We start from the raw sequence: 20,241 nt of genomic DNA, 5'->3' as shown, positions 1-20,241 counted from the left end.
CGTCTGGAGGCGCCTGCGGGTGAAGGAAGTTGGGCAGTAACCAGAAAGGTCTGAAAGTTTGCACCCTGAAGCAGCTATCGGGGCTGATATGAGCTGCGTAGTCAGGCTTCGCCAACGCTTTCTCCCACCACTCGGAAGCACCCCATAGCCCAACACAAAACACTAGCCCGGCCAGGAAGATTTTCATCCGTCGAGAAAAGGCCGAAGGCCGACTATTTGAGTGCGTAGGCATAGGCATCCATTGCCGTCCCGTCATCCAGCGTCACCTTGGTCAAAACCCGCTGATACTCAGCCCCTTCAAACTCATCCAGCGCCGCCCAGTGCAGGTGGAAATTTTCGGAGGCGAAGACGAAACCTTCGATGACATCACCATCCTCGGCAATCATCAGCCCGGGAAAACCCATCGCCGCGCCCCATCCGGCCTGCGACAAACGCCCCTTCAGCGAAGCGGCCTCCCACGTGCCGCCGATGTTCAGCATCACATGCTCATTTGGCCGGCCAGGGCCCAGGGTTCCATAAACGAAGAGACGTTCCACGATTGCTCCTGCCAGTCAAAAAGGGGAGGGATCCTGACGGATGAACGATACGCAGGCAAGACCGCGATCAGTTCTGCGCCGACCGGCTCAGAAACCCATCAATTAACGCAACCACCTGTTGCTGGATCACCTCACGCGAACGCACGCCGCCGTCCGCGCAAATGATGCCGTCGCCTGGCGAATCCTCTTCGAGCAGCGCCACGGCGCCGGGCTTGCACAACGACATGAAGCTGAAATGGCTGGCGTCGCTGATCTCGACATACTGCGAGGTAGCCGAAGGCAGTCGCGTGGCGAGATTCGCCGATTCCAGTTGGGCGGGAAGTTCTTCGGACGGCACGCCCGCGCCGATCACCAATGTCGGAATTGGCAGCGCGGCGAGGCTGGCGTCGGTCATCCCGCGTGACAGGCCCAGATCCAGTGACACGATGGCGCTGACGCGTTTGTCGCTCAAGTCTGCGCTGATCCGGCTCTTCGCTTGCGGTGTATCGGCGACGTTAATTGTTTTGTAGACCGAGCAACTGGCGAGTTTTTGATGGGCCGCGCAGTCCTCGGCAAAACGCTCGGGGTCGAAGCGTGTGCCGGCGATTTCCAGAGCGGTCCAGCCGCCGAGCGAGTGGCCGGCGACTGCAATTCGCTCCTTCGAGACTGCGCCAAATTGCTCCGGTTGAGCCGTGACCGCATCGATGACACGGCTGATGTCGGCAGGTCGTTGCCACAACTGTGCAGCGGCTTTCGGGCTACGGTCATGAGTCGTGGTGCCGGGGTGATTGACTGCCGCGACGATGTAACCCTGACGGGCCAGCGCACTGGCGAGCCACGCCTGATTGCTCCAGTTGCCCCTGAAACCGTGGGACAGCACCAGCAGTGGATGATCACCAGTCGTCGGCGGCGCCTCACGCACCGCCGAATTCCCGACGAACACCGCGTCGTCGGCAATCAATTGCGCGGGAGCGGTGGTCTTGGCGGGATACCAGACGACCATGTCCAGCGGGCGGTCGCTGCGCGCGTCCGTCAGCGTGGCGGAGCGGAAACCGATGGGGTTTTCGTCAGCGTTTACGCTGGCTGAAAGGCAGATCAGTAGCAGAATACGGAAAGTCTTTTTCATTGTTTTTATCTTCCTTGATCAAATCGGACAAACGGGACGTTCGCCCGGACGTTCTACCAGTCTTATAGCTCTCTCTCCATGCCTTTAAAAAAAACTGACTAGAATCCAAACACACACATTCATTCAAGGAACGACCCATGTCCGGTTTACGCACGTTGATTGCGACCACGACCTGTATTGCGCTGTTGAGCACTTCGGTGTCAGCGCTGGCCGATCCTGGCAATGGAAAGGGGCAGGGCAAGGGCAACCCGCATAACAGCCAGGATCATGGCAATCAGGGGAAAAAAGGCGGGGGCGGTTATCAGGGGCACGGCCCGAGTATCGATCGCGGCGGGGTGATCGGGATCGTGGACGGCTATCGTGGCTACTGGACCCCGGGCCCGGCCTTGCCTCCCGGCATTCAGAAGAACCTGACGCGGGGTAAACCGCTGCCGCCCGGTATTGCGAAGAAGCTCGATGGTCGACTGGTCGGCAGACTGCCGCACTACGACGGCTACGAATGGCAGCAGGTCGGCACCGATCTGATCCTGGTCGCGCTGGCCACAGGGCTGATTTATGAAGTGCTCAATGGCGCCTTCGATTGAGTCATCCGCGCAGCGGGCAACTCGATGAACTGATCATTTGAAGGCGCTGCGCAGTTCCTCAATCACCTCTTCAACAGAGCGCCCCTGAATCGCTGGCGGTGTGGGGTTTTCGGCAAATTCTCGCCAAACGAACAGCGTCAGTTCTGCGCCATCGGTCGATGGCAAGGGATTCTCGGCGTAGGCAAAAGATTCGAGCAAGCGATAGCGGGAGTCTTTCCAGAACAAGTCTTCGACCCAGTCATAGACCGGCATGAAATGGAAGTGGAGGGGAAGACCGGGTTCATGACCGAAGCGGCCGATATAAAGGCGCTTGGGCTTCAGATGTTGCTCGATGATTTGCTGAGTTCTTGCGAGCAGCCCTCCGTCCGACGGTGAGTTGACCGTTCGCGTTCCCCTGTCGCAGCATGCATTCACTCAAAACGCCTTACCCGGAGAACCTATGCACACGCCTGTAGATCTTGATGAATTGTTAGCGCTTGTCAGAGATGAGCAGTCGTTCATTCGATTTGTCGAGGCGCTGGGGGCTGATTTTGCCAGTGAACGTTTGTTGGAACATAACGCTCCCTCGTCAATAGATCGATCAGATAGCCAGGAATGGGAAAACGGAACGGTTAATGCGTTTCTCGATGCGGCAGCTGCATGGGCGCATGCCAGCAACCGATCTCCTTTGGACGATAATGCCCAATCGAATGTATGGCAGCGCTGTGCAGCGATTCTGTTCGCTGGAAAGTTTTATGAGTGACAGTTGGGCTGGTTTGCAGCCGCAGGTCAAGGTTTAAAGGAAAAGCTATTCATGGTCATTGATAAAACCGGGCGCTCTCTGATGAGGTCCGGTTTTGGCGTAATGCACGCCACAAACCGCTTCCGCTTGCTGGCGATAGTCAGCGTAGTCGTCGCTGGCTGCTCCAGCTCCAAATCGCCGCCTCCGGTCGAGCGTGACGCGTGCCTGGCGGCTGGTCCGGCCAAAAGTGTTGATTACGATAATTGTGTAGCGAATCGAGAACGCAGAAGCAGGGCGGCGCTCGAAGCGCTTCTGGACGACAAATTCGTTTATCCCCCACAGCAGCAAATTGTCGAGGCCTCTGAAAGCAAGTATCAGCCATCCGATTTTCCAGAGTCCCCCGCACCCATGATCTACAAGGGGCTGGACTCGATATCGCTGACTGAGAAACGAGCGTTGCCTTTCAAAATCAGGATCGTCTGGAAGTACACATCGACAGGCGTGATACCGGAGCGTCGGGACGCCATCCGCATGGCTGAAATGGAGAAGTTGATAGTGCCGGCGGTAGAGGAGAAGGGACTGGCGAAGTGGGTCTGCACGGTGACGGGTGGACACCAGCGGGAGTGGATTTTCTATACGCAAAACGATGAAGCGTTTAACGCCAGGACGCGGTCGGCGCTCTCGCAGGGCGGGCCATACCCTATCGAGTTGAGTGCACGCCGGGATGTGGTGTTGAGTACCGGTTCGCAGCCTGCTGACAACCTGGCGGAGGTGATTCGCATCACCCCCAAAAAATGCGTGGAGTGACAGCTGCATAGCCACAAAGGACAGGGCGATACCCTTCAGACATGAAAAAGCCCGGCGGATAGGGCCGGGCTTTCGTCGGGTACTGCGGTAAAACCCAGCATTCAGGCGTTACGGCTTTCGATCAGACGGTCAGAACCACCTTCGGCTACCGCATCACTGAACAGCGGATCGGTTTCGGTCGCGGCAACGGCGTCACTGAACAGTGGATCAGTCTGAGTCGCAGAGGCAACTGCATCGCTGAACAGTGGATCGGTTTCAGTCGCCGCAAAAGCGTTCAAGGCGAAGAGCGAGAAGGCGATGCCGAGGATTGTTTGGCGTTTCATGTTTCTGTACTCCGTGTGCAGTGGGTTGGTATGGAGCAGATCCTACGCCTTCGGTTTGATATGAGAACTTCATTGAATTAATGGTTGTTATTGATGCGGTCAATGATTGGCGTCGACCCTATTCATATGAAATCCAGCAACAGTGTTTGTCTATCCCGCCGATATTTCCCCGCCGCCGCAACCCTTAGCATCGTCTCCAATCCGTGAACAAACACGGTCCTCAACGAGACGGTGAACATCATGACTCTCAAAAAAATCGCGCTGGTTTTAATGCTTGGCAGTTTCGGTGCGCACGCTTACGCCGATAACGCGGACGCGGCGAACATCCCGGTCGAGACCTACAGTTCTTCGACCAGTCTGGACATCGAACACGTCATCTCCATCACCGAACCGGCCAACGAATGCGCCCCGGTGCCGGTGCAGATGACCTACGAAGATTCCCATGGCGAGCGCCACGTTCTGCAATATCAAGTGATGGGCACTGGCTGTTCCAGTTGAGTCGGGCGCGGGGGATGGAGGGTCGACACTCCATGCCAGCCACGCTCAACACGCTTTCGCTCCAACGACGTTTTCATCCGATGCCAGCAATTGCGGGATCGACTGCTTCAGAAACTCCACCCAGGTCTTGATCTTCGCATCGACGAACTTGCGCGACGGATAGATCGCGAACAGGTTCAACTCCTCCAGCCGGTACTCCGGCAACACCCGCACCAGGGTTCCCGCCCTCAAGCCATCCACGGCCGAAGCAATCGGCTGAATGCCGATGCCCATGCCTTTTCTGATCGCGATGGTCATGCCGTCGGCGGTATTGATGTGGAAGGGCGACACGGGAATGCTGATGGTTTCCATGCCTTCGGGCCTTCGAATGTCCAGTTTTCTACCGGCATCACCGTGTTGACGATGCGCAGACACTCGTGTTCGCAAAGCTCGCCCGGTGTTTGCGGCAGACCGCGTTTGGCCACATAGGCGGGCAGCGCTCCAGATAGCGCACGCCGGCTTCGGTCAGGGCTAGGCGGCGGGTGTTGCGGTTGATCAGCCGCGTATGCAGGCGCGCTTCGAGAGCAGAGATCGCTTTGGAGACGTTGGTGGTATTGGTGTCCGGCATCTCGGCAGCGGCGGTGAAGCTGCCGCTTTGGGCTACGGCGATGAAGAAGCGCATGCTTTGGAAGACGTCCATCGGTGTCGTCTCAACAGTCAGGTGGAAAGAGTATAGGGGCGACCTCACAGGAGGCCGCCCCTTTGCCATGTGTCACTTTTTACGCGGGATGAAACCGGGCACGCCGGTCTCGACCACGGAATTGAAACGGATCCGCGTCGTGATCTCTTCCCTGATCTCGCGCATCGCTCGGTGCGGCAACGTCGCGATATCGAAGATTCATGGATCTGCCTCCGTTGTTTAAAACAAAAACGCCCAAGGGTTTGGCACGTCCTGGATGATTAGGACGGCTTACTGCCTTGGGCGGGATGTGGGTGACGGGAAAAGGATACGGCTTGAGGGGCGAGCCCTGAAAGCCGGCGCTTTCTGGTGAATTTGTAGGCACTTGCTCAAGGGGGGGTAGGCTCGAGTAACAACAGAAAAGCAAAGAAAATGCTGCCGTTACAGTCGAGGTCGTTGCAGCTTGATCCACTCTTGTACTGTCGGACGCTGCCACTGGCGTTGAGCGTAATCCTCCAGTTGAGCCGGCACGGTGTCCCCGTTGAGTATCAATCGGTTCAGCATCAACGCGAGATCAACGTCGGCGATCGACCATTCACCAAAAAGGTAGTCCGGATTTTCGGTGAGCAGCCATTGTGCGACCTCAATCAACTTGTGTTTGGCAGCCTCGCCCGACGCTGACAACGGTCCGTATTTCTGACCATAGAACACGACAAGGGTAGAGCGCTCCTGTCGGATCGGGAGCAGATCACTGCGTAGCCACGCTTGAACTTGCCTCGCTGCCGCGCGCTTCTGTGGGTGCCGTGGGTAAACAGGTGTTTGGGGGAACACATCTTCCAGGTATTCGGTGATCGCCGAAGATTCCGACAACGCAAAGTCGCCCTGCACGAGGGTGGGCACTCTCTGAGTCAGCGAAAGACGGGCGTAATCGCTGGCCTGGTTTTCCAGTTTGTCCAAGTCCAGGGTGCTCATTTCGAACTCGATTCCCTTTTCTCGAAGGGCCACAAAGCACGACATTGCGTAGGGACTGGTGAATTGAGCATCGACGTAAAGGCGCAGGCTTGAGTCATTCATAGCGTCATCTCCATATGCAGAATGGCCACGCTAAAAGATTGGGCGCCTTAAAGAAAATTCATGTTTTTTATGGGGGCATTCCTGTCAGGAATGGGGGCGGTTCTATTATCACGCCACGGATAAATAGATCTGTCCCCATGTTTATTCGATCCAGTCCTTGAACGCCGTAGTCGTCGCCGTATTGAACCGCGCCGACGGCCGCACCAGGTACACCCCCGTGTCGGCATCCAGTTGCCACCAGTCCATCAAAAATGACCCGCAGCAGGATCGCTTGCCGCTCCACAAAAGGCCGGGTGTAGCCGATTCGCCGTTAATGCCAACACCGGCTGTGCGCCTTCGCCAACAGTTACCGCCAGTGAACAGCTCAAAATCCATCAGAGATCAACTCGCACAGAACCAAATCAAAACCTTGGTTGCGTCGCGCAGTGCTCCCGTTTTTCCGCGTCAAGGAATCGCGGTTTGACACTATTAGGCCATCTCCTATCGTTCTCCGCAGACCGCATCCATGGACCGGATGAGCCGGACAGCCTTGGCGGGCGCGGTCGCTTATGCGATTCCAAAAACAAGGAGCCTCAAAATGTCCAGTGCTACCCAAACCATTGACGTGCTAGTCAATGTCGATGCCGATTACCTGCTTGCCCATCCCAACGACGTAGGCGGCGCGATCTCCATGCTGGTGACGCGCGACGCCGTCGACCCCAATGCCAGTGGCAACACCGGCGAAGGCGGCGACGAGTTGTGGATCGACGTCAAACCCGGCGACAACATCCGCTGGCGCGCCACCACGCTGTCGCGCAACTTCGACCGCATCGCCCTGATCAAAAACGTCCAGAGCGGCGACCCCCACCAGGGCGGCGATTACAAAGGCACCATGTCGACACCGCTCACCTACAACATTCCCGGCGTAGTGCCTTACCTGAACAAGGCTGCCAACGGCGGAATCTCCAAAACCGATGTGATCTATTCCATGTGGCAAGCCACGGCCGAGAATCCGGGCAAACTCTGGTACCAGATCACCTTCGTCCTGCTCGACCGCGACCTGAACCAACTGGGCCCGCAACACACCTGGGACCCGTACATCACCGTCAATAACCAGTAACTGAAACGCAAACAGCCCGGCCCGGCATCCTTCGTCATTGACGAGGGTGCCGGGCCGGGCTTTTTACATTCCACGTCTTCTGAGCCGGATGTTTCCAGCAGCAAAAACGGACTCAGCAACTCTCGCTGGAGAAAAAGCGGTCAACGACGGCTACGCGACCTCCACGTGATCCAGCGCCTGATTCACCGCCAGCTCGGCAATCATCACGATTTGCGTAATACCGATCGCCGTCTTGCGATGCGAGGGATCGAGCGTGGCCGCGAAATTGCTCAGCATCTCACTGGCCGCACCGAGGTTTTCGCTGGCGTTGGCCAGCAAGCATTCGGTGTTGTATTTCGGATTGGCCAGGTACATCCGCTCGGGCTCGTTCAAGGACGACATGATCCCCGCGGCGGGGAAGAGGTAGTGATCCAGCGCACGCTCGGCGGCGTCGTGGAGTTTTTTGGAGTTGGGGGATTCGTAGGGGGAAGTGGGGTCGGTTTCGGGTGGGTTGGGTGTTGGTTTGATCATGGTGAAACTCCTACATCGTCAAATGGGAGCCGACACTCTCGCTACCAAACGATGGGTGGCGGCCATGCTCAGGTTGGTAGACCGGGACGTAGGAACCGGCGCGCCCGAAGACGCCCTGTGCATGACCACCATGACGCGGAGTCTTTCAGACACTGCACATCATGATGCTTATGCAACCTACGATAATCCGGGGCTACCAAACCCCATCACTGTTTTTCAGTGACCGGGAAACGATAAGACCCGCGTCGTAGACGCACAAGCCGGCGGATTCTGGCGTAGTCGTAGGCAATGACGCAAGGCGTTGTAGCCTTGGGGAAGTTACGGCGGGTTGCTTTAAACGGGCTTGTTTAAGCGCTCAAAGCCTGGAGGAAATCTCCTTCCAGATGTAGCCGTAGTTGTATTGCAGCCAGCGAACCAACGCCTTATCAAACTGCCTGCGAAACCAGTTACGTTTTCTCGCAGCGAGCCTTTCTTCAATTGAGGCTCTGAGCGAGTCAGGATCGAAGCCTGTCCAGATAGTGGGCAAGACAGCTGCAAGATTGGTGAAACACACGGGCGCCACTTCGGAATACAGGATTTTGTACAGCACGTCCGGATCGACACCTTCGACCTCACGCGCGATGTAGTCGTAATCGGTCGGGAAATCGTTGAAAGGCCAGGAGAGTGCAGCTCTGACGTCGGTCAGTTGCGGCTCCGTCAGAAGATGTCCCAAAACCAAAACTCCTTTAGTTCGCCACTCAGTGGATGAGGATAAGAGACGGGGATATTTCTTGAGAGATAGTACTGGGCTTTATTGGCAGAAAGGGAACGGAGGGATTTTCAGAATTTCGGAAAATGCCGATTTATGCGAGCCATTCGCGGTGGGCGAGAGCGCTTGGCACGGAACCAAGCGCTCAGGGTAGGGCGGGGCACCTACGGCTCCACCCTGATATTTCAGTTTTTGCTGGCGTTCAGCTTGCGCAGTTCTTCGTAGGTCGCCGACTGGACGAACCAGAAGCCGGAAATGATGCACCAGCACAGAGTGCCGGCCACGAAGATACCCAGCGCCGGCAAGAACCCGCTGGTGAAAATCGCGACGATCGCGACCAGCCAGATGAATGCCAGGGAGAGATAGAGGACGGTGTTGTTGACGCTGATGACGAAGTCTTTCACGGGGCATATTCCTTGCGGGATGTAGAAAAAATCCCCCTCTCCGGGGGGAGGCGTGAGCATGCTATCACATTGCCTTCATGGGCCAAGAAAATAGGCTCTTCCTCTGAAAATAAATCTGCACTGTATTTCGTCCCGGGAGAATTCATTTTAGCCAGAACCAAGACTGAACTACCCGGTTTAGAGCCATCAGACTTGAGCTAATTGTATCGCTCAATATGCGTACCCCCAAACGTCATAGCGCTAATGGCATTGTGCTCCTATAGTGAATAAGTCATCAGCAAAAGGATGTCAAAATGGCCGCGCATAGTGATGCAACAGGTTACCTTTTAGCTCACAGAGATTCAGTCAACGAAGCGTGGTTTCACGCGGTGTGCGAAGCAGCAATAAACTCACTTGGAGGAAACCTCTCTCCAAACGAACTTGAGCGTCTCTGGAGGCTTTTTTGCGGACTAGAAACCTTTGCACCAGTGGCAACTACTCCCCCTGCGCTGAAGACAAATGCACGTAATGCGATCCAACCGTTTCATCTGGAGACTCTGTCGGATTTCTCCGGATTCAAGAAGTTGAGTGGCACGCTGAGGCTGGATTTATCGAAACGTATTACACTGGTTTTTGGTCGAAATGGGGCAGGGAAATCGAGCTTATGTCAGGCTCTTAAAATTTTGGCAAATCCAGAGAAGCCGAAAGAACCTCTGAATAATGTTCGCTCTTCTAGCAAAAATATTCCTTCCTTTAGTTATAAGCTACGGGGTGGCTCAGTAGAAAATTGGACTGAGTTGGACGGGTTTGGTGGGCAGTCTCAGGCACTAAAATATTTTGATTCGGCTGTCGCTCATAAACATATAAATAGTTCAATTTCACCAGAAGCGGTAGTGGAGTTAAGTGCGTTTCGACTAGAGTGTTTCGACTATGCTCGGGAGTATTTGAAACAGTTTCAGGCTTACGGTGTGTCTAAGGTTTTGGAGTGCCGGCAAGATACCGATAAGAAAATTTCTGAAATTAAGCTGAGCGTTCATGCAGTTATAGATACAAATACTGGAGTTTTTAAGGATTGGAGTGCAATTAATTGCCAGCCTATGCTTTCTTGGATAGGAACGGTGAGCTTTGGTGAGGAGAGGCGCCTTCAAAAGACAGAAAAGCAGGCAAGGTTGGAACAACTTAGGGGGGCGACGAGCGCTGAGGGTCAGCAAGCCCTCAGTCTGAAAAAAAGTTTGCTAGGCCAAATAAAACAATCGTTATCAAATTTTGTTCAGCAATGTATAGGTTTTTCATATCCTGCCTATAGCCAGATACTTTTTTCAATCCAGCAAAAACAGGCTGCAAGCGTTGAGTTGGCAGGTGTTGTGTTCTCCAAAGAATTGGATGTGACGGGGCAACAGAGGCTTCTATTTGCAGCTGCTGCATTACGGCCATTTGTTCCCGCTGAGACCTGTCCGTTATGTCGCCAAAAACTAGAGGGTCAAGCTAATGCGCTCTTCCACGCCTTCCATAATCACTTGACTTCAACTATGCAAACGGAGCTTTCCGTACTAAATGTTCAGCAGAAGGATGAGCAATCCAAGAAAGAAATGATCGAGAGCTTCGCAGAGATAAATTATTCACAGTATTCGAGTGTTTTGGATATTGATTTCCTGCGTGCTGTTTCAGATCTTATCAAATTGGTCAAGGCTTCATTGCAAGTGCCTGTAATTGATCAGGCTGCGCTCGGCAATTATTCTCGGTATATCGAGCTGAACTCTTTCGTTGAGACTATAAATGCAGAACACAACAAGGTAGCCTCAGCTTTGACGTTGGCGTCGAATGGATTGCAAGCTCTAAACGAGGAAATTTCAAAGCTCACAACTGAAATTGGTGCGCTCAGCATAGACGAAGTCGCATATTCCGTGCGTCCTCAAATCGAGGCGATATGCCAAAACGCAATCCACTTTGCAAGCGCCGCCAATAGTGTGGAGTCTTATAACTTCACTTCGCGCCTGTCAGCGTTGACCGCACGAAAGAAGGATGCGCATACAGCGCTGGTGCTAAGTTCATTTGTACCGTATTTGGACGCCGAGTATCGGAGACTTTGTGGTGCCTCGCTTGAGCAAATCGGTGTGCGCCTTGCTAACCAAGGGGCTGATGCGATAGTGCTCCCGAAGATTGGTGATGAGCTGGTGCATCGCGTGCTGAGTGAAGGTGAACTCAAGATTCACGCGCTTGCCCTGTTCATGTGTGAGGCAACGGTCGCACCGCATCAGGTTCTGGTTCTAGATGATCCAGTGACCAGCTTTGACTACAACTATATTTCTAATTTTTGTGAGCGTCTGCGTGACTACGCTAAAGACAATACACAATCACAACTCATCGTACTGACACACAATTGGGACTTCTTTGCGAACCTCCAGGCTACTTTAAATGGCTCGGGCCTGAGTGGATCCTTCTCAGTGCAAGTGCTGGAAGACTGTTCGACGGTGTCCGAATACGTAGAGAAGTGGGAGGAGTTGTGTTTGCAGATTGATGGCTACATTGACCCGCAGATAGAGATCAGCCCTGATGAAAAATCCAAGCTTTCCGCTCTGCTAAGGCGTTTGGTGGAGAGACTTACGAATGCATATGTGTTCAATGAACAACGCCACCAGTACAAAATCAGAGCGTTGCAGGTCTCCAACTTTAAGGAGTTTGTGAAACTGGTGCCATTGCTTCCGGCAGAGGCGGACAGACTTAAAGATTTGTATGCCAATCTGAGCCCGCTTGAACATGATGATATACGAAACTATTATTCCACTAAGTCTATATATCAATTTGGCAGTTGGTATGATGAGATTAAGTCAATAAAAAATGCAGTTGAGGCGCGTCGTACTTAGCGTGTGATGTTCAAGGTTGATGGTGGCGCGATCTTTTATAAATATGGCTAATGTCACTTCTGTCATATGATCGGGGTGGGGAATATTTCTAAAAAGAGGGGTGGGGTTGTTTCAGAAATAAGCTGTCCCCATAGGTGTTTTATATTAACAGATAATGTAAAGGCTCTATAATGGCAGAGACTGTTAAAGCGGTTAAAGCTCATGGCTCCTACGAGGCGCGAGACCTGATTTCGTATCTTTCTATAATTTACTCACTTTCCGATGAGCCTACTGGTCCACGCTGTTATCGTGGCCAGTCTGTTAGTTCCTGGAAAGTTAAGCCTTCTGTGATGAGGGAGCTGAGGTCTGATGCGGAACGTCAGATACTTAGCGAACTTTTAGTAGAGGCGCCGAATGAGTTTGGTTCAGATAAAAGCATGTTTGATAAGTTGGTTCGTGCACAGCATTATAGCCTGCCTACACGACTTCTTGATGTTACTTTAAATCCACTTGTAGGGCTGTACTTTGCGTGCGAAGAAGAGAAATTTCAGTCTGAAGATGGTGTGGTTCAAGTATTTGATTTTCAGAAAGGTAGGGAAAAATTTTCAGACAGTGACACGGTTAGTGTTATATGTAATTTATCTAGACTTTCTGATGTCGAAAAAAAGAAAATAATTAATAGATACGATGTGGTTGGACCAAGAGTGGCGGATTGGAGCGAGTCGAATAAGAAAATGTTTAGGCTGATGCCTGAGGTGAAGAGGTTGATGCAATTTGTGCGGGTTGAGAAGCCCTATTTTCTAGACAAGATCAATCCATTGGATTTATTCAGGTATTATTTTGTTTATCCTTCAAAAAACAACAGGCGAGTAATAGCTCAATCGGGTGCATTTATAGCTGCTGGGCTTTTGCAATATCATTCGCTCGAACAGTCGGCTGGGCTGAAGCACAAAAAAATTATAATTCCATGTCAATGTAAGAAGAAAATAGTAGCTCAGCTTGATGCTTTGAATATCAACTCAAGAACTATGTTTCCTGAGGTTGAGTTTACTTCAAAATACATAAAGAAGAAGTGGGCCGTTGGTTCGGATTGATTTTGTAGATGCTTTACAATTTTTTTCCTCTTATGCCTTAGTTTTCAGAGGTGGGGGAGAAAAGGTTTCTGAAGAGAAGGTGGCAGATTTATTTTCAGAAAATAAATCTGCCACGATTTATAATCGTTGTTTTTTCACGTGTGCTAGAAAAGTAAATCGCCACGCTTCGCCACGCTTTTTGTTTTTGCAATTAATAGTTCGTAGCGTTTTTATTCATGCCAAGGAAGCGTCTTGGAAGGGCCGTAGATATGTCCGTCATCGATCCAGTATCTACCATTTTGCTGAGGGCCATATATGTAATTACCATCAATCCAGTACTTTCCGCTATTTCTAGGGCCGTAAATGTAACCGCCATCGATCCAGAATTTTCCGGACTCGATTGGGCCATAGATGTAATTGCCGTCAATCCAGTGCCCTGTATACATGTGAAGTCTCCTTTTGTAAGTGCTTTTAGTAAAGTCAATACAGAACAGTGGGTTAGATGTGCAGCAAACAATGTATGCACCTGTGTTTTTGTAATCACGGCCAACTGTGGCCCCAACCTAAGCCTTAACCCACCGCCCCCGACCCCAACCACTCAACCAATCCACCCCCCACACCAAAATCAGCATAGCCAATATCACCGTCCCCGCCTGCGCCTCCTGAAACAAACTCAAGCTCACATACAACATCTGCCCCAGCCCCCCAGCCCCGACAAACCCCAGCACGCTCGCCATCCGGATATTGTTCTCCCACCGATACAAACAGTACGCCAGCAACTGCGGCGCCAGGTTCGGCAGGGTGCCGTAGCAGAACGCCAAAACCGGATTCCCCCCCTGCAACCGAATCGCATCCGCCGGTTCCGGCGGCGTGTTCTCCAGCGCCTCAGCAAACAACCGCCCCAACACGCCCGTGGTATGCAAGGCCAGGGCCAGTGTCCCGGCATTCGGCCCAAGCCCAGCCGCCAGCACCATCAACGCAGCCCACACTAATTCGGGTATGGCGCGCAGGGCATTGAGCAGCAGGCGCGCGGCACTTTGAAAAAACCAGCCAAATCGGCCAGCGGCGGGGAGCGCTAATAGCAGTCCAAGCACGGCGGCGAGGAGGGTGCCGAGGGCCGACATGGCCAACGTTTCCATCGACCCGCGCAAGATGGCGCTTAGGTAGTCAGCGCTAAGGTCCGGGCTAAGAAAGCGCCCCACATACAGGCCCATCTGTTTCAGGCTGGTAGCGCTGCCGAGTTCTTCAAGATCAAGGCCCAGGTAAGCGAACGAGGCAATGACGGCCGCGACGATGGCAAGAATCAGCACCGAATTGATCAGGCGTTTCATGCCAGCCTCCAGCGCAGCAGGCGGCTGAGTTGGTCGGCGCCGAGGACGAGGAGGAGGAAGGTCAGGAGCATGCTGGCGACTTCGCCGCCGGCGAACATGCGGATCGACAGGTCGATCTGTTGGCCGAGGCCGCCGGCGCCGACGAAGCCCATGACCACCGAGGCGCGGATGGCGCATTCCCAGCGGTAGACGGTGTAGGAGAGCAGTTCCGCCGCGACGTTGGGCAGTACGCCGTAGGCGAAGCAGGCGAGGCGGCCGCTGCCGGCCTGGAGCAGGGCGTGGGCCGGGCGTTGGTCGGTGGATTCGTAGATTTCGGCGTAGACCTTGCCGAGCATGCCGCTGTAGGTGATCGCGATGGCCAGCACGCCCGCCGCCGGGCCGAGGCCGACGGCGCGCACGAACAGCAGGGCCCAGACGATTTCCGGCACGCTGCGCAGGAAGATCAGCAGCCCGCGCACCGGCCAGCGCAGCAGGCGGCCCAACAGGCTCGGGCGGCCGCTGCGGGAGGCGGCGGTCAGCGACAGGGCACGGCTGGCGAGCAGGCTGGCCGGCACCGCCAACAACAGCGCCAGGGCCATGCCGGCGGTGGCGATGGCCAGGGTTTGCAGGGTGGCTTTGAGCAGTAATTGCAGAAACTCGCGATCATGGGCCGGTGGCCAGAACATCGACACGAAGCGGCCCATTTCACTCTGGCTGTCGGCGTGAAACAGCACGCCCAAATCCAGCTCGCTGAGCTGAATGCCGGGCCAGAGCAAGGCAATCGCCAGCCCGGTCAGCAGCAACCGTGGCAGGGCGGCGGGGTCGCGAGTGTCGGCGCTCAGCATCGCGGAATCTGCACAATCAGCGGGGGGACGGCGGGCGCCGGGGATTGCAGTTGTTCGTTGGCGTAGAGGGTGTCGAGCATGTCGCGGCTGACTTGCGCGGACGGGCAGTCGAACAGGATCCGGCCCTCGCGCAGACCAACGATGCGCGGGAAGTGCGCCAGCGCCAGTTCCACCGCGTGCAGGCTCGCCACCAGCGTGACGTTGTGCTCCCGGGCATGGCGCGACAGGATCGACAGCGTGTGCCCGGCCAGCACCGGGTCCATCGCCGAGACCGGCTCATCCGCCAGCAACACCTCCGGCGCCTGATACAGCACGCGAGCGATGCCGACCCGCTGCAATTGCCCGCCGGACAGTTGTTGGCATTGGCTGAAGAGTTTGTCGGCCAGATCCAGTTTTGCCAGGGCGGCGCGGGCGCCGGGCACGTCGAGCGGATGCAGCAGATTGATCAAGCTTTTGCCCAGGCTCCATTGGCCGAGTCTGCCGGCCAGCACCGCCGTCACCACCCGTTGCCGGGGCGGCAGCGGCGGCGCCTGATGCACCAGACCGATGCGCGCACGCAAGCGTTGCCGTTGGCGGGCGGACAAATGCCAGGCGCGCTCGCCCAGCACTTCGATGTCGCCGCTGCTGGGCCGAATCGCGGTCGCCAGAAGGTTCAGCAAGCTGGATTTGCCGGCGCCGGACGGGCCGATGATCGCCACCTGTTCGCCGGCCTCGATCTGCAAATCCACGCCGCGCAAGGCCTCCACACCATTGGTGTGGTGCAGAAAAGCCTGTTTGAGGCGCAGCGTCATTTCAGCAAGTCGGCGGCGCGGGCGGCTTCCTCGATGCCTTTGTAATTGTCCGGGCTGGTTTCGATGAAGCGGCTGGCGGCTTGCAGGTCGAGGATTTTCTTGTGCTCGGGGTTGGCCGGGTCGAGGTCGAGGAAGGCTTTTTTGATTTTCGCCGCCAGCGCCGGGTCGAGGGTGCCGCGCACGGTCCAGTTGTAATCGAAGTAGGCCGGAGTGGTGGCGAAGACCTTGACCTTGTTGGTGTCGACCTTGCCGGCGTCCACCAGTTTCTGCCAGACGCTGGCGTTCAGCACACCGGCGTCGACCTTGCCGGCCTGCACCCAGGCGACGGTGGCGTCGTGGGCGCCGGAGTAGCCGACGCGGCTGAAATAGCTTTCCGGTTTGATGCCGTCCTTGAGCATGAAATAGCGCGGCATCAGACTGCCGGAGGTGGACGACACGGAGCCGAAGGCGAAGGTCTTGCCCTTGAGGTCGGCGAGGCTTTTGACGTTCGGGTCGGCGGTGATGAATTTGCTGGTGAACTGCGCATCTTGCTCACGCTGCACCAGCGGAATGACCTTTGGATCACTTTTCAACTGCGCCTGGACGAAAGTGAAGCCGCCGAGCCAGGCCAGATCGAGACGGTTGGTGGCCAATGCTTCGACCACTGCCGGGTAGTCGGCCACCGGCACAAACTCGACTTTCATGTTCAGTTGCTTCTGCAGATAAGACCCCAGCGGCTCGAACTTGCGCAGCAGTTCGGTCGGGGCTTCATCGGGAATCGCGCTGACCTTCAACACCTCCGCGGCTTGCGCCAGCACGGCGGACAGGGACAGGGCCAGACCAACGGTCAGTGCCAGGGTTCGCTTGAGCATGGAATTCTCCGTTTCGTGGGCATCAAGATCAGTGCGCCGACGATGGGCGGTTATCGTCGGGTGCAACGTCAGGTTAGACGAAACGGCGCGTCTTGCCGGTAGGAATGAAGGTGTCTGGACCGACGCTATCGCGGGCAAGCCCGCTCCCACAAGGACGGCGCAAACCCTGTGGGAGCGGGCTTGGTCCGGGCGGCGATCCGACGATGGCGTCAGCATGAACAAACCCGTTCCTCGTCGGATTCGGGGCTCAGTCAACCTGCGCAAACCGCTCCACCAACCAATCAATAAACACCCGCACCCGATTGCTCAAATGCCGGTTCGGCGGATACAGCACATGAAACGGATACGCTGGCGGACGCCAGTCCTCGAGGATCGGCACCAGTTCGCCGCGCTCGATGGCGGTCCTGACCGTGTAGCTGAAGGTGTGGATGATCCCCAGCCCGGCGAGGCCGGCCGCCAGGTGCGCGTTGCTTTCGTTGACGCTGATCAGGCCTTTGCCTTCGATCTGATGGCGTTCGCCGTTGCGCTGGAAGTTCGACGGCAGGATGCGCCCGGTGGAGGCCGAGCGGTAGGCGATCAGCTGATGGCTGGCCAGGTCAAGCGGGTGGCTCGGAGTGCCGTGGCGTTGCAGATAGCTGGGCGTGGCGCAGGTGGTCCAGGACACTTCGCCGAGGCGGCGCACGGCGAGGGTTTGTTCGGTCAGCTGGCCGCCGCGAATCACGCAGTCCACCCGTTCGCTGATCAGGTCCACCGGGCGGTCGCTGACGCCCAGGTCAATCTGGATGTCCGGGTAGCGTTCGAAGAACTTCGGCAGTTCGGGGATCACCAGCATCGTCGCGGTCGAGCCGCCGATGTCCACGCGGATCTTGCCGCGCGGCAGGCCTTGGGCCTGGCTGAAGCCTTGATCGATGTCGTCCAGTTGATGCAGCAGTTGTTGGGTCAATTGGTAATAGGAAGCGCCGTCGGCCGTGACGGTGAGGCGGCGGGTGGTGCGTTGCAGCAGGCGCACGCCGAGGTGGTTTTCCAGTTGGCCGATCAGTTTGCTGACCGTGGTTTTCGGCAGGTTCAGCGAGTCGGCGGCTTTGGTGAACGAACCGCTTTCCACGACGCGGGCGAAGGTGCGGATCGCCATTAACTGATTCATCGGTTCGGGCTCAGTGGATTGGACACGGCTGAGTATTGTGCATGTCTGTGCACAAACAAAACCGATTTTGCGGATTTTTCAATTCAATCGATCGGCCTAAAGTCGCTTCCAACGGCTCACCTACGACCCGTCACCTACCTCGAAACGGTTACTGGAGATTCATCATGAGCAACAGACTTGAAGGCAAAATCGCACTGATCACTGGCGGCACCACCGGCATCGGCCTGGCCTCGGCGCAGGAATTCGTCGCTCAGGGCGCCACGGTATTCATCACTGGCCGTCGTCAGGCCGAACTGGACAAAGCGGTCGCCGCCATCGGCCCACGGGCCATCGGCATTCAGGGCGATGTGGCGAAGCTGGAGGATCTGGATCGCATCTACAGCGAGATTTCCGCCAAGGCCGGGCACCTCGACATCCTGTTCGCCAACGCCGGCGGCGGGGACATGCTGCCGCTGGGCTCGATCACCGAAGAGCACTTCGACCGGATTTTCGACGCCAACGTGAAGGGCACGCTGTTCACCGTGCAGAAGGCCTTGCCGCTACTGCGCGATGGCGCCTCGATTTTGCTGACCTCGTCGACCACTTCGGTGCAGGGCACGGAAAACTTCAGCGTCTACAGCGCGAGTAAAGCGGCGGTGCGCAACTTCGCCCGCTCATGGTTGCTGGACTTGAAACCACGGCGCATCCGCGTCAACGCCATCAGCCCTGGCCCGGTGCGCACGCCAGGTCTGGCAGGGCTGGTGCCGGCGGAACACACTCAGGGGCTGTTCGATCAACTGGCGTCTATCGTGCCGATCGGGCGTCTGGGCGAGCCGAGCGAGATTGCCAAGGCTGCGCTGTTCCTGGCCTCGGATGACAGCAGCTTCGTCAACGGCATCGAGTTGTTCGTCGATGGTGGCACCGCGCAGATCTGATCTGATTTAAACCGCTTGATGCCCCGGCACTTGTTCAGTCGAGTGTCGGGGTTTCTCTGTTTCTTCGTCCGGCGCGTTATCCCAGATCAGGCGCGGGTCGAAACTCATGGCCGAGAGCATGGTGAACACGACCACCAGGCCGAAAAACAGAATCCCTACGCGCGGCTCGATATCCCCCAGCGCCTGGAATTTCACCAGCGCCGCCACCAACGCAACCACCAGCACATCGAGCATCGACCAATAGCCGATCAGCTCGACGAAGCGGTACAGCTTCGAACGCTCCTTGCGCGCCCAGTGGCTGTCCCGTTGCACGGTGACCAGCAGCAAGGTCAGCGCAACGAATTTCACCCCCGGCACGGCGATGCTGGCGACGAAGATGATGACGGCGATGTCCCACGCACCGTGTTCCCAGAATTCCAGCACGCCGCTCATGATGGTGCTGTCGGCGCCGCTGCCGAGCAGGGTGGTGTTCATCACCGGCAGCAGATTGGCCGGCACGTAAAACGCCAGCGCGGCGAACATGTAGGCCCAGGTGCGGGTCAGTGAGTTGGTCTTGCGCCGATGCAGCGGGGCGTCGCAGCGCGGGCATTGGTGTGGTTCGCCGGTCATGTCGCAGGCCAGCCCGCAGCTGTGGCACAGGCAGAGGTTGAGTTCGCTGGCAGTTGGTGGTCGTTTCATAGGATGTCCCACAGTTCGCGCACATCGCGCCCGGCGATGCGGATCAGCAACAGGCTGAGCACGGCCAGGGCAAACAGGCCGATGCCGGGAATGACGTCGAGCATGCCCGCCAGTTTGAACACCGCGACCATTGCGCCGAGCAGGCAGACTTCGAGCATGCTCCACGGCCGCAGTGTTTCCAGCCAGCGCATGCACAGCTTGAACCCCGGTGAACGGCGCGAGGCGAGGGCGAAGCTCAAGACCCAGATCAACAGCACTAGTTGAAAGGCCGGGGCGATGATGATCGAGATCGCCGCGACCATCGCCATGAAGGTGATCGGCCCCTGACTCAGGGCCAGCACTGAATCCCACAGGGTCGCGCTGTTTTTCAGGCCCTTCATGCTGATGCTCATCACCGGGTAGAAATTGGCGAACAGCCACAGCATCGCCGCGGTGAAGCTCAGGGCCAGCCGCTGCTCCACGCTCAGGTTGTTGTAGCGCTGGAGCACGCCACCGCAGCGCACGCAGAGGGTCTTCTGGTGTCTGGCCAGCGCGACTTTTTCGTACACGCAGTCGCAATGCTCGCAGATGATCAGTTGATCGGTGCTGGCCATGGGGCGCTCGACGGGAGGAGGGCATGAACCCCTTCACTATAGAAGCGCTGGGGCATTCGGCAACCGGCGTGCCATTCGTCCAATGCCGGGCACTAACCCGCACGCGCTTGTTTCACACGTTCAGGTACCCCTATCCCGCAGCAGAACGGAGAA

Annotated in this window: 23 protein-coding genes and 3 pseudogenes; 8 read left to right on the top strand and 18 right to left on the bottom strand. The window is 56.3% G+C overall.

The annotated features are described in order from the left end of the window. Positions 1 to 212 precede the first annotated feature (212 nt). Together AWU82_RS08670 and AWU82_RS08665 are read right to left on the bottom strand one after the other, a co-directional pair. The gene (locus tag AWU82_RS08670) at positions 213 to 536 is read right to left on the bottom strand and encodes a gamma-glutamylcyclotransferase family protein (protein WP_084776982.1); all 324 of its coding nucleotides are present in this window, start codon (positions 534 to 536) and stop codon (positions 213 to 215) included. A gap of 67 nt (positions 537 to 603) precedes the next feature. Beyond that, complete coding sequence (locus AWU82_RS08665; RefSeq protein ID WP_064381896.1) at positions 604 to 1,641, bottom strand: alpha/beta hydrolase family protein; 1,038 nt, start codon at positions 1,639 to 1,641, stop codon at positions 604 to 606. 137 nt (positions 1,642 to 1,778) lie between these two features. On the opposite strand from AWU82_RS08665, the gene AWU82_RS08660 reads away from it, so the two are divergent. Beyond that, complete coding sequence (locus AWU82_RS08660) at positions 1,779 to 2,225, top strand: anti-virulence regulator CigR family protein (RefSeq protein ID WP_064381895.1); 447 nt, start codon at positions 1,779 to 1,781, stop codon at positions 2,223 to 2,225. A 33-nt stretch (positions 2,226 to 2,258) separates the two neighbouring features. Here the strand turns inward: AWU82_RS08660 and AWU82_RS08655 are convergent, their stop codons facing one another. Next, positions 2,259 to 2,639, bottom strand: a complete 381-nt coding sequence (locus AWU82_RS08655) for a hypothetical protein (RefSeq protein ID WP_223290681.1) — start codon at positions 2,637 to 2,639, stop codon at positions 2,259 to 2,261. 25 nt (positions 2,640 to 2,664) lie between these two features. Between AWU82_RS08655 and AWU82_RS08650 the strand changes: the two genes are divergently transcribed. Continuing rightward, positions 2,665 to 2,967, top strand: coding sequence for a DUF7660 family protein (locus AWU82_RS08650; RefSeq protein ID WP_084776980.1), 303 nt, complete (start codon positions 2,665 to 2,667; stop codon positions 2,965 to 2,967). A 51-nt stretch (positions 2,968 to 3,018) separates the two neighbouring features. Continuing rightward, positions 3,019 to 3,753 carry a DUF695 domain-containing protein gene (locus tag AWU82_RS08645; protein WP_064381894.1) on the top strand — a complete coding sequence of 245 codons (735 nt, stop codon included), beginning with the start codon at positions 3,019 to 3,021 and terminating at the stop codon, positions 3,751 to 3,753. 101 nt (positions 3,754 to 3,854) lie between these two features. Here the strand turns inward: AWU82_RS08645 and AWU82_RS08640 are convergent, their stop codons facing one another. Continuing rightward, positions 3,855 to 4,076 (bottom strand): hypothetical protein, encoded by a 222-nt coding sequence (locus tag AWU82_RS08640; protein ID WP_064381893.1) that lies wholly within the window; start codon positions 4,074 to 4,076, stop codon positions 3,855 to 3,857. Positions 4,077 to 4,316: 240 nt separating this feature from the next. Between AWU82_RS08640 and AWU82_RS08635 the strand changes: the two genes are divergently transcribed. Further along, positions 4,317 to 4,574 carry a DUF2790 domain-containing protein gene (locus AWU82_RS08635; protein ID WP_064381892.1) on the top strand — a complete coding sequence of 86 codons (258 nt, stop codon included), beginning with the start codon at positions 4,317 to 4,319 and terminating at the stop codon, positions 4,572 to 4,574. A gap of 45 nt (positions 4,575 to 4,619) precedes the next feature. On the opposite strand, the pseudogene AWU82_RS08630 reads toward AWU82_RS08635, so the two are convergent. From AWU82_RS08630 to AWU82_RS29155, 4 genes and pseudogenes are all read right to left on the bottom strand, one after another. Next, a pseudogene (locus AWU82_RS08630) lies at positions 4,620 to 5,253 on the bottom strand (LysR family transcriptional regulator). A 72-nt stretch (positions 5,254 to 5,325) separates the two neighbouring features. After that, positions 5,326 to 5,445: pseudogene (locus AWU82_RS29160) on the bottom strand (aldo/keto reductase); the annotation flags it as partial. Between the two features lie 228 nt (positions 5,446 to 5,673). After that, complete coding sequence (gene yfcF, locus AWU82_RS08625; protein ID WP_064381891.1) at positions 5,674 to 6,306, bottom strand: glutathione transferase; 633 nt, start codon at positions 6,304 to 6,306, stop codon at positions 5,674 to 5,676. A gap of 141 nt (positions 6,307 to 6,447) precedes the next feature. Further along, positions 6,448 to 6,543 (bottom strand): annotated as a pseudogene (locus tag AWU82_RS29155) (LysR family transcriptional regulator); the annotation flags it as partial. A gap of 340 nt (positions 6,544 to 6,883) precedes the next feature. Here AWU82_RS29155 and AWU82_RS08620 point away from each other — a divergent pair. After that, positions 6,884 to 7,405, top strand: a complete 522-nt coding sequence (locus AWU82_RS08620; protein WP_011333846.1) for an AidA/PixA family protein — start codon at positions 6,884 to 6,886, stop codon at positions 7,403 to 7,405. Positions 7,406 to 7,555: 150 nt separating this feature from the next. On the opposite strand, the gene AWU82_RS08615 is transcribed toward AWU82_RS08620, so the two are convergent. From AWU82_RS08615 to AWU82_RS08605, 3 genes are all read right to left on the bottom strand, one after another. Continuing rightward, positions 7,556 to 7,915, bottom strand: coding sequence for a DUF6124 family protein (locus tag AWU82_RS08615; protein ID WP_011333847.1), 360 nt, complete (start codon positions 7,913 to 7,915; stop codon positions 7,556 to 7,558). 355 nt (positions 7,916 to 8,270) lie between these two features. Continuing rightward, positions 8,271 to 8,627, bottom strand: a complete 357-nt coding sequence (locus AWU82_RS08610; RefSeq protein WP_064381890.1) for a DUF7079 family protein — start codon at positions 8,625 to 8,627, stop codon at positions 8,271 to 8,273. A 221-nt stretch (positions 8,628 to 8,848) separates the two neighbouring features. Beyond that, the gene (locus AWU82_RS08605) at positions 8,849 to 9,067 is read right to left on the bottom strand and encodes a hypothetical protein (RefSeq protein WP_011333849.1); all 219 of its coding nucleotides are present in this window, start codon (positions 9,065 to 9,067) and stop codon (positions 8,849 to 8,851) included. A gap of 293 nt (positions 9,068 to 9,360) precedes the next feature. On the opposite strand from AWU82_RS08605, the gene AWU82_RS08600 reads away from it, so the two are divergent. Together AWU82_RS08600 and AWU82_RS08595 are read left to right on the top strand one after the other, a co-directional pair. After that, positions 9,361 to 11,910 (top strand): AAA family ATPase, encoded by a 2,550-nt coding sequence (locus tag AWU82_RS08600; protein WP_011333850.1) that lies wholly within the window; start codon positions 9,361 to 9,363, stop codon positions 11,908 to 11,910. A 170-nt stretch (positions 11,911 to 12,080) separates the two neighbouring features. Next, on the top strand, positions 12,081 to 12,983 hold the full coding sequence (locus AWU82_RS08595; RefSeq protein ID WP_011333851.1) for an FRG domain-containing protein: 903 nt from the start codon (positions 12,081 to 12,083) through the stop codon (positions 12,981 to 12,983). 542 nt (positions 12,984 to 13,525) lie between these two features. Here AWU82_RS08595 and phnE read toward each other — a convergent pair. The 5 genes from phnE to AWU82_RS08570 form a co-directional block, all read right to left on the bottom strand. Further along, entirely contained in the window at positions 13,526 to 14,293 is a 768-nt protein-coding gene (gene phnE, locus AWU82_RS08590) for a phosphonate ABC transporter, permease protein PhnE (protein WP_064381889.1), read from the bottom strand. Further along, positions 14,290 to 15,117 carry a PhnE/PtxC family ABC transporter permease gene (locus AWU82_RS08585; RefSeq protein ID WP_064381888.1) on the bottom strand — a complete coding sequence of 276 codons (828 nt, stop codon included), beginning with the start codon at positions 15,115 to 15,117 and terminating at the stop codon, positions 14,290 to 14,292. The genes phnE and AWU82_RS08585 overlap by 4 nt, the downstream gene beginning before the upstream one ends. Further along, positions 15,111 to 15,908 (bottom strand): phosphonate ABC transporter ATP-binding protein, encoded by a 798-nt coding sequence (locus AWU82_RS08580; protein WP_064381887.1) that lies wholly within the window; start codon positions 15,906 to 15,908, stop codon positions 15,111 to 15,113. Before AWU82_RS08580 ends, AWU82_RS08585 begins: the two co-directional genes overlap by 7 nt. Further along, positions 15,905 to 16,759: a putative selenate ABC transporter substrate-binding protein gene (locus AWU82_RS08575; RefSeq protein ID WP_064381886.1), complete on the bottom strand. Its 855-nt coding sequence runs from the start codon at positions 16,757 to 16,759 to the stop codon at positions 15,905 to 15,907. The genes AWU82_RS08580 and AWU82_RS08575 overlap by 4 nt, the downstream gene beginning before the upstream one ends. A 247-nt stretch (positions 16,760 to 17,006) precedes the next feature. After that, positions 17,007 to 17,903 (bottom strand): LysR family transcriptional regulator, encoded by an 897-nt coding sequence (locus AWU82_RS08570; RefSeq protein ID WP_064381885.1) that lies wholly within the window; start codon positions 17,901 to 17,903, stop codon positions 17,007 to 17,009. 164 nt (positions 17,904 to 18,067) lie between these two features. Here AWU82_RS08570 and AWU82_RS08565 point away from each other — a divergent pair, with 164 nt between their 5' ends. Next, entirely contained in the window at positions 18,068 to 18,817 is a 750-nt protein-coding gene (locus AWU82_RS08565) for an SDR family NAD(P)-dependent oxidoreductase (protein ID WP_011333861.1), read from the top strand. Between the two features lie 6 nt (positions 18,818 to 18,823). On the opposite strand, the gene AWU82_RS08560 is transcribed toward AWU82_RS08565, so the two are convergent. Together AWU82_RS08560 and AWU82_RS08555 are read right to left on the bottom strand one after the other, a co-directional pair. Then, positions 18,824 to 19,495, bottom strand: coding sequence for a paraquat-inducible protein A (locus AWU82_RS08560; protein WP_064381884.1), 672 nt, complete (start codon positions 19,493 to 19,495; stop codon positions 18,824 to 18,826). Next, entirely contained in the window at positions 19,492 to 20,088 is a 597-nt protein-coding gene (locus tag AWU82_RS08555; RefSeq protein ID WP_064381883.1) for a paraquat-inducible protein A, read from the bottom strand. Before AWU82_RS08555 ends, AWU82_RS08560 begins: the two co-directional genes overlap by 4 nt. Positions 20,089 to 20,241: the final 153 nt, after the last annotated feature.

This window comes from Pseudomonas glycinae (assembly GCF_001594225.2).
Lineage (GTDB): Bacteria > Pseudomonadota > Gammaproteobacteria > Pseudomonadales > Pseudomonadaceae > Aquipseudomonas > Aquipseudomonas glycinae.
This window is presented reverse-complemented; position numbering and strand designations above follow the sequence as displayed.